Source organism: Luteimonas sp. 8-5 (assembly GCF_029763755.1).
Classification (GTDB): domain Bacteria; phylum Pseudomonadota; class Gammaproteobacteria; order Xanthomonadales; family Xanthomonadaceae; genus Cognatiluteimonas.
The window spans coordinates 1-6975 of sequence record NZ_JARUVM010000150.1; the positions used below are offsets into that span (position 1 = coordinate 1).

8 protein-coding genes are annotated in these 6975 nt (G+C 69.8%); 2 read left to right on the forward strand and 6 right to left on the reverse strand.

What is annotated here, in order from left to right:
• Both QAA18_RS12245 and QAA18_RS12250 read left to right on the forward strand, forming a co-directional pair.
• The coding region (locus QAA18_RS12245; RefSeq protein WP_343226753.1) for a helicase-related protein at nucleotides 1-786 on the forward strand (786 nt) is incomplete at its 5' end.
• 11 nt (nucleotides 787-797) lie between these two features.
• Nucleotides 798-2090 (forward strand): NAD(P)/FAD-dependent oxidoreductase, encoded by a 1293-nt coding sequence (locus QAA18_RS12250; protein ID WP_279413313.1) that lies wholly within the window; start codon nucleotides 798-800, stop codon nucleotides 2088-2090.
• Here the strand turns inward: QAA18_RS12250 and QAA18_RS12255 are convergent.
• From QAA18_RS12255 to ftsE, 6 genes are all read right to left on the reverse strand, one after another.
• Nucleotides 2063-2527 carry a DUF1203 domain-containing protein gene (locus tag QAA18_RS12255; protein WP_279413315.1) on the reverse strand — a complete coding sequence of 155 codons (465 nt, stop codon included), beginning with the start codon at nucleotides 2525-2527 and terminating at the stop codon, nucleotides 2063-2065. The genes QAA18_RS12250 and QAA18_RS12255 overlap by 28 nt on opposite strands.
• 72 nt (nucleotides 2528-2599) lie before the next feature.
• Nucleotides 2600-3487, reverse strand: coding sequence for an RNA polymerase sigma factor RpoH (gene rpoH / locus QAA18_RS12260; protein WP_279413321.1), 888 nt, complete (start codon nucleotides 3485-3487; stop codon nucleotides 2600-2602).
• 184 nt (nucleotides 3488-3671) lie between these two features.
• Nucleotides 3672-4367: a uracil-DNA glycosylase gene (gene ung / locus QAA18_RS12265; RefSeq protein ID WP_279413317.1), complete on the reverse strand. Its 696-nt coding sequence runs from the start codon at nucleotides 4365-4367 to the stop codon at nucleotides 3672-3674.
• A gap of 10 nt (nucleotides 4368-4377) precedes the next feature.
• Entirely contained in the window at nucleotides 4378-5241 is an 864-nt protein-coding gene (locus QAA18_RS12270) for a response regulator (RefSeq protein WP_279413322.1), read from the reverse strand.
• 8 nt (nucleotides 5242-5249) lie between these two features.
• A complete protein-coding gene (gene ftsX, locus QAA18_RS12275; protein ID WP_279413319.1) occupies nucleotides 5250-6218 on the reverse strand; it encodes a permease-like cell division protein FtsX in 969 nt (322 codons plus the stop codon).
• On the reverse strand, nucleotides 6211-6900 hold the full coding sequence (gene ftsE, locus QAA18_RS12280; RefSeq protein ID WP_279413320.1) for a cell division ATP-binding protein FtsE: 690 nt from the start codon (nucleotides 6898-6900) through the stop codon (nucleotides 6211-6213). The genes ftsX and ftsE overlap by 8 nt, the downstream gene beginning before the upstream one ends.
• Between the last annotated feature and the right edge of the window lie 75 nt (nucleotides 6901-6975).

A 6975-nucleotide genomic window follows, 5' to 3' on the forward strand; every position in this document is an offset into this window, starting at 1 on the left:
GGCCTGCGCCGCGCCGCGCCGCCCGCGTGCCCGGATTGCGGCGGCCTGGCCCTGCAGCCGCAGGGCGTCGGCACCGAGCGCCTGGAACAGGCGCTGGCGGAACGTTTCGACGCCGTGCCGGTACTGCGGGTCGACCGCGGCAGCACGGGGCGCCGCGACGCGCTCGAGCGGCTGCTGGACACGCTCGGCGACAAGCCCGGGATCCTGGTCGGCACGCAGATGCTGGCCAAGGGCCACGACCTGCCCAACCTCGGCCTGGTGGCAGTGGTGGGCATCGACGAAGGCCTGTTCTCGGCCGACTTCCGCGCGCGGGAACAACTCGCGCAATTGCTGATCCAGGTCGCCGGCCGCGCCGGGCGCGCGCAGCGCCGTGGCGAAGTGCTGCTGCAGACCCACCACCCCGGACACCCGTTGCTGCAGCTGTTGGTCCACGGCGGTTACCACGCTTTCGCCAACGACGAACTCGTGCAGCGCGAGGAAGCCGGCTTTCCGCCGTTCGCACACCTGGCGTTGCTGCGCGCGGAAGCCAAGCATGCGGATCCGCCGATGCAGTTCCTGCACCTGGCCAGGCAAGCCCTGCGCGCATCGGGCATCGACGTGCACGGCCCGCTGCCTGCACCCATGCCGCGGCGCGCCGGCTTCCAGCGCGTGCAGCTGTTGCTGTCGTCGCCCACCCGGCCAGCGTTGCACGCGGCGCTGGACGCGGTGATGCCAGTGCTGCGCGCATCGACGGAAGCACGCAAGGTGCGCTGGTCGCTGGACGTGGATCCGGTGGACCTGTACTGAAGGAGCACGGCATGGACCCAACACCCCATGTGGTCATCGTCGGCGGTGGTTTCGCCGGGCTCTGGGCCACGCGCGGCCTGGCCAGCGCACCGGTGCGCATCACCCTGCTCGATCGCGGCAACCACCACCTGTTCCAACCGTTGCTGTACCAGGTCGCGACTGCCGGCCTCTCGGCGCCGGACATCGCCGCGCCGCTGCGGCACATCCTGCGCCGCCAGCGCAACGCGACGGTGCTGATGGGCGAGGCGGTCGCGGTCGATACCGCAGGCAAGCGCATCGCGCTCGCCGATGGAACGGCGCTCGACTACGACTTCGCGCTGCTGGCAAGCGGCGCGACCCATGCGTATTTCGGCCACGACGAATGGGCGCCGCATGCGCCGGGACTGAAGACGCTGGACGATGCGCTGCACATCCGCCGCCGCATCCTGTCTGCGTTCGAGCGCGCGGAGGCCGAAGAAGATCCCGGCGTGCGCCGCGCACTACTCACGTTCGCGATCATCGGCGGCGGACCCACCGGCGTGGAACTGGCCGGCACCCTGGTCGAGATCGCGCGCCATACGCTGCGGCATGAGTTCCGCAGGATCGAGCCCGGCGACGCGCGGGTATTGCTGCTCGAAGCTGGTCCAAGGGTGCTGGCGGCGTTCCCGGAGTCGCTTTCCGCGCAAGCGTGCAAGCAGCTCGAACGGCTCGGTGTCGAGGTTCGCTGCGGACATCCGGTCAGCGGAATCGATGCCCAGGGCGTGTCGCTGGGCGACGAACGCATCGCCGCACGCACCGTGCTGTGGGCCGCCGGCGTGGCTGCCTCACCGCTTGCGCGCACGCTCGGCGTACCACTGGATCGCGCCGGGCGCGTGCCGGTCGGACACGACCTGGAAGTCTCGGGTGCCCCTGGCATGTTCGTCGCCGGCGACCTCGCCTCGGTGCAGCGCCCCGTCGGCCGACCGGTCCCGGGCGTGGCGCCGGCAGCCAAACAGATGGGCCGGCATGTCGCGATGGCGATCCGCGCCCGGCTGGCGGCAAAGCCGTCGCCGCCATTCCGTTACCGGGACTTCGGCAACCTCGCGACCATCGGCCGAATGGCGGCCGTCGTGCACCTGGGCCGGTTGCGGTTGTCGGGCGCCGTGGCGTGGTGGTTCTGGCTCACCGCGCACATCTTCTTCCTGATCGGCTTCCGCAACCGGCTCTCGGTGATGCTCAGCTGGACTTGGGCTTACTGGAGCTACCAGCGCGCGGCGCGGATCATCCTTGGCGACAGCGGCAACGGAGACGGTGGCGATCAGCCGCGATCGACGCGGCAGGCGTAGCAGCCGCGGCGGGCGTTGTGCACGTGCAGGAACGCGGTCCGCGCATCGGCGAAGAAACGTTCGATCAGCCCTTCCAGGCGCTCGCCTTCATCGACTTCGGCATCGAGCATCCAGCCTTGGGCGTCGTACGCACGCACCGACAACAGGCGGCTGCGTTGCTGCTCGGGCACCATGTTGTGGAACGCCGCCTGCGGGCGCGCCGATTCGCGCACGAAGATCGGGCCCGCCGAGCGGTAAGGGCTGTCGGCGTCCAGGTGGTTCCAGTGCAGCAGGATCAGCGATTCGCCGGGCGCGGCATCCTCGAGGCTGATGCGGCAGGGATAACCCGGGCCGTCGGCGACGTAACGGCGCATGCCGCGCGCTTCCAAGGCGGCATCGTCGAGTCCGAACAAGGGCTGGAAGGACTGCGCCGGCAGTCCCCGGATCACGTACGCCATCGATATGCTCCACGAGAAAGGGAGCACGAGGATGGCGCGCCGCCGGGCGCGCCGATATCCGATTCCTGCGCGTCAGGCGGCGAACAGCGCCTTCATCTTCTTGAGGGCGTTGGCCTCGACCTGGCGGATGCGCTCGGCGCTGACGCCGTACTCGTCGGCCAGTTCCTGCAGCGTCACCTTGTTCTCGTCGTCCAGCCAGCGGCGGCGGACGATGTCGCGCGAACGCGCATCCAGCGACTGCAGGCCTTCGCGCAGCAGCTCGAGCTGGTTGTCTTCACTGTCGGCACGTTCGTAGGCTTGGGCCGGATCGTCTTCCTGTGCCATCAGGTAGGCGGCAGGCGCCGGCGGAGCGCGCTCGTCGTCCTCGTCGGCGGACAGGTCGAAGCCGATGTCGCGGCCGGACAGGCGCGACTCCATCTCCAGCACTTCGCGCTTGGACACGTTGAGGTCGTTGGCGACGGCGGTGACCTCGGCGTCGTTCAACCAGCCCAGGCGCGTCTTGCTCTTGCGCAGGTTGAAGAACAGCTTGCGCTGCGCCTTGGTGGTGGCGACCTTGACGATGCGCCAGTTGCGCAGGATGAACTCGTGCATCTCGGCACGGATCCAGTGCACGGCGAAGCTGACCAGGCGCACGCCCACGTCGGGGTCGAAGCGCTTGACCGCCTTCATCAGGCCGATGTTGCCTTCCTGGATCAGGTCGCCCAGCGGCAGGCCGTAGCCGTTGTAACCGCGGGCCACGTGGACCACGAAGCGCAGGTGCGAATGCACCAGTTCGCGCGCGGCATCGAGATCGTTGTGGTCGCGGAAGCGGTGCGCCAGTGCCTGCTCCTCCTCCACCGAGAGCACCGGGATGCGGTGCACGGCGCCGATGTAGGCGTCCAGCGAACCGATCGCGCTGGGGACCGGCAGGTTACTGGCGACGAGGGCGGCGGTGGCCGGGGCCACGTTGTCGTGGAGCATGGTCGTCTCGCTCATGGGATCGATTTTAGCAGTGGGCCTGTTGGACTGCTAAGGATGTGAATGGTTTCCAGTATTCCGTTCATGGAACAATCAGACGCCCCCTGCCGCCCTCCGTTCCAATGGAAGCACAGCGAACGTCAAACCAGCGTGGGGGCCGCGCGGGCCCGGCACAAGGGCCCGGAAGTCATGCCTCCGGCGGCTGCGCCGGCAGGGTCCAGTCGACCGGGGCCTGCCCGTGGCGGGCCAGGTATTCGTTCGCGGCCGAAAAGTGCCCGCAGCCCAGGAACCCCCGGTGCGCCGACAGCGGCGAGGGGTGCGGGGCCTTGAGCACCCGGTGCCGGCGCGGGTCGATCACCGCGCCCTTCTTCTGCGCGTAGCTGCCCCAGAGCATGAACACCAGGTGCTCGCGCTCGCGCCCCAGGGTCTCGACGATGTGGTCGGTGAAACCCTCCCAGCCCTTGCCGGCATGGGCGCCGGCGCGGCCGTCCTCCACGGTCAGCACCGCGTTGAGCAGCAGCACGCCCTGCCGTGCCCACGATGCCAGGCAGCCATGCGCCGGCGGGGCGATGCCCAGGTCGCGCTGCAGCTCCTTGTAGATGTTCTGCAGCGACGGCGGCACCGGTACCCCCGGCTGCACCGAGAAGCACAGGCCGTGCGCCTGCCCGGGGCCGTGGTAGGGATCCTGGCCGAGGATCACGACCTTGACCTGCTCGAACGGCGTCGCGTCCAGGGCTCCGAAGATGCGCGGACCCGGCGGGTAGATGCGCGCGCCCGCAGCCTTGCGCTCGCGCAGGAACGCCGACAGGGCGCGCATGTCGTCGCGTTGCAGGTAGTCGCCTACGCGGTCCTTCCAGGAAGCCTCGAGCCTGATGTCGCTCACGGCGCCGCGCTCACGACTGGAAGCTGGGCTGCTCGGGCAGGCGCGCGACGCGCAACTGGAACAGGGCCTTGGTCACCAGCAGGCGCTCCTCGATCGGCTTGAGCACCAGGTCGTTGGCGCCGTCGCGCAGCAGCTGGCTCTGGTTTTCGCGGTTGGCGTCGCCGGTCATCACCAGCACCGGCAGCGCGCGCTTGCCGTAACCCAGCGGCCCGCGCACCTCGGCCAGTACGTCCATGCCGCTGAGCTCGCCCTTGAGATAGACGTCGGTGAGCAGCAGGTCGGCACCGACCTCGCCGGCGGCGTGGCGTTCGCGCAGGTAGTCCAGCGCCGGCTCGGCGTCGGAAAAATGCAGCACTTCCATGCCCTGGCGTTCGAGCATGCGCTTGGTCGCGGCGGCGACCACGCGGCTGTCCTCGACATACAGCACGCGCGCGCCGGGCACGGGCTGCGGCTGCACGTAGCCGCGGATGAACGCCGCGAGCGCGCTGTGCCCCAGCGCCTTGTCGAAATAGTCGGTGACGTCGTCGTTGAGGCTGCGCGATTCCAGGCGCGACTGCACGTCGCCCGAGACCACGATCACCGGAACGTAACTCTGCCCCGCCGCCTCGCGAACGGTGTGCGCCAAGGCCAGGCCGTCGCCGTCGGGCAGCACGAGCGATGTGGTGACCAGGTCCACCGCCTCGGCCTCGAGTTCGGCGCGGGCTTCGGCCAGGCCGCCGCAGGCGACCACGCGCGCGCCGGGCAGTTCGGCGCGCAGGACATCGCCGATGAGCTTGCGCACCAGTTTCGAACCATCCACCACCATCACCCGCGGCGCGTCGCTGACGACATGCCGCAGTTTGTCCGTTGCCTTCTTGTCGGGTTGCGCTTCCATGACTTCCATCAGGTGTCCGTGGGCCGAGTCTGCCGCAGGAAATGCCCGGTGACCACGCCTGCGCCGATCCACCCCAGCACCGCGGAACCCGCCAGCACGCCCAGCGCGGTGGCCGGATCGAAGCCGCTCAGGGCGAAATGGCTGCCGTAACTGGCCGCAAGCGCGGCCAATGGCGCGCGCAGCGCCAGCGCGGCACCGGCCAGCAGCGCGATCGCCAGTGCGCCGGCAGCCAGGCCGTACCACGCGCCCAGGTACAGGAAGGGGCGGCGGATGAAACCGTCGGTCGCGCCCAGGTGCTGGAGCACGCCGATTTCCTCGCGGCGCGACTGGATGTCCAGGCGCACGGTATTGCCCACGACCAGCAGCGCGCCGAACCCGAGCAGCAATGCCAGGACTACCGCCGCGCGGTTGCCGAAGCGCAGCCAGCCGTCCAGGCGCTCGCGCCATTGGGCGTCGTGCTGCACGAGTTCGGCTTCGGGCAGCGTCTGCAACGATGCGGCAAGCAGCGCCTCGTCGCCGGCTGGCGTTACCACCAGCAGGTTCGGCAGCGGGTTGTCGTCCTCGCCCAGCGCATCGATCGCATCGCCCAGCCCGGCGTCGCGCAGTTGCTCCAGGCCCTGCTGCGGCGTGCGCAGTTCGACGTGGCCGATGTCGTTGCGGTTCCGCAGCTCGTCCGCCAGCGCGCCGGCGCGGGTCGCGTCGACGTCCGCCTTGAGGAACACGCTGATCTCGCGCGCTTCCTGCACCTGCCCGGAAAAACGCGCCACGTTGCCCAGCACCAGCCACAGGCCCAGCGGCAGCGCCAGCGCCACGGCCATCACTCCCACGGTGAGCACGCTCGACCACGGCCTGCCCAGGAACCGCCCCAGGCTCGCCACGAGACTGTACAGGTGGTGGTCGATCCAGGCCGCCGCCGCCGAATGATGCGCACTCCGGCTCACGGCTGCCGGCTCCCGGCTCCCGTCCGTGTTACTCATCCGCCAGGTCCTCCGGCGAAATGTCGTCGACAAGCTGGCCGTGGTCGAGCACCAGCACGCGCCGCTTCATGCGCTTGACCAGGCCCAGGTCGTGGCTGGCCACGAGCACGCTGGTGCCGCGCTCGGGCAGTTCGGCGAACAGGGCCATGATTTCCGCGGACAGGGTGGGATCGAGGTTGCCGGTGGGCTCGTCGGCCACCAGCAGGCGCGGCTCGCCGACCAGGGCACGGGCGATGCCGACGCGCTGCTGCTCGCCTGCCGACAACTGCGTCGGCAGCGCGCGTTCGCGGGCGCCGAGGCCGAGCCGTTCGAGGATCGAACGCACGCGCTTGCCGATCTCGGCGCGCTTCATGCCGCGCAGGATCAGCGGCAACGAGACGTTTTCCTGCACCGTGCGATCGGCCAGCAGGCGATGGTCCTGGAACACGACGCCCACTTCGCGCCGATGCAGCGGCACCCGACGGCCACGCACCCTGAGCAGGTTGCGCTCGCCGAACAGGACGGCGCCGCGGCTGGGCCGCTCCGACAGGTGGATGAGCTTGAGCAGGGTGCTCTTGCCGGCACCCGAATGCCCGGTGACGAACAGCATTTCGCCAGCCCGGACTTCGAAGCTGACGTCGCTGAGGGCGGCGTGCCCGCCCGGATACTGCTTGCTGACGTTGTCGAAGCGGAGGACGGCCATGCCCGGATTCTATCGCGGGGCAGCGGTGCGGCTAGTGCCCGGAACGCGGCCCGCGACCGACCAGCGACTTGAGAC

Bases quoted from the DNA above. Each gene is read 5' to 3' on its own strand.
- QAA18_RS12255 (WP_279413315.1), bottom strand. From the start codon at position 2,527: ATGGCGTACGTGATCCGGGGACTGCCGGCGCAGTCCTTCCAGCCCTTG.
- QAA18_RS12250 (WP_279413313.1), top strand. From the start codon at position 798: ATGGACCCAACACCCCATGTGGTCATCGTCGGCGGTGGTTTCGCCGGG.
- QAA18_RS12270 (WP_279413322.1), bottom strand. From the start codon at position 5,241: ATGGAAGCGCAACCCGACAAGAAGGCAACGGACAAACTGCGGCATGTC.
- ftsE (WP_279413320.1), bottom strand. From the start codon at position 6,900: ATGGCCGTCCTCCGCTTCGACAACGTCAGCAAGCAGTATCCGGGCGGG.
- ftsX (WP_279413319.1), bottom strand. From the start codon at position 6,218: ATGAGTAACACGGACGGGAGCCGGGAGCCGGCAGCCGTGAGCCGGAGT.
- rpoH (WP_279413321.1), bottom strand. From the start codon at position 3,487: ATGCTCCACGACAACGTGGCCCCGGCCACCGCCGCCCTCGTCGCCAGT.